This is a genomic window from Tolypothrix sp. VBCCA 56010 (assembly GCF_050875635.1).
GTDB lineage: Bacteria > Cyanobacteriota > Cyanobacteriia > Cyanobacteriales > Nostocaceae > Hassallia.
Window position 1 is genome coordinate 1 of sequence record NZ_JBPAOH010000371.1, and the last position, 939, is coordinate 939.

The 939-nt window shown below is 40.9% G+C and carries 1 pseudogene; it reads left to right on the plus strand.

Features of this window, described 5'->3' with window-relative positions:
- Position 1: 1 nt before the first annotated feature.
- A pseudogene (locus AABK37_RS41530) lies at positions 2–849 on the plus strand (IS982 family transposase).
- Positions 850–939: the final 90 nt, after the last annotated feature.

The following is a 939-nucleotide window of genomic DNA, read 5'->3' on the forward strand; positions in this document are numbered from 1 at the left end:
GATCGCTCATGACGAAGATTGCCGGAGAATTCCGGAGCGATGCAGAAATTATTACAACTGCGGTCTGTGCTGCAATGTTCTTTGGTGGCAATCACACCAAGGCTTGTAACTACATGCTCATACCATAAATTAATACATAACATGTTAGAAAAGTCACGATTTAATCGACGACTACACGGTATCTGCATGCTAATTAATGATTTGTTTCATCAAATAGGGATGATATTAAAAGAAGCTAGTGATTGTACTGAATATCTTTTAGACTCATTTCCCGTAGCAATTTGTGATAATATCCGTATTTTTAATGTGAAATTAATTGAATCGAAAGAACATAGAGCGGAGCCGGAGACGCTCCGCCTCCGGGTTACATTGCATCGAAAAAACGATATTTTTACGGAGTTCGAGTTCAGTTATTAACGACCACTCATTGGTATCCCGGCGACGGTTCGACGGACAGAATCTTCTGTCCGCCGACACGTCGCGTCGAATTTGTGTTTATGCCTGGTAGCGCTTCGGATGTACGTGCGCTGAATGCCTTGCCGTTAAATCTACGACCTGGTAGTGAAGTATACGCTGATTCAGCTTATACTGATTATACCGTTGAGGATGACCTGGAAAAAAGTAGTCAAATATTCTTGAAAGTAATGCGTAAGAAGAATTCCAAGCGTCAAGACCTACCAAGCGAATCAATACATTAAACAATCTACTCGACATTACATTGAAACCGTATTCAGTGGTATCACGGCTGTTTTTCCAAAATTCATTCATGCGGTCACTGATGAGGGGTTTTTGCTGAAAGTTGAAGCATTTATTTTTGCATTTACCCTCCAACAGGCATTTATGGAATAAGCAAATTATGATACTCTAAACCGATTCAGTAATTGCATTTTTGATTCAGTCGAAGTTGGGGTTGCGCGTAGCGCAACCCCAACTTGTGGT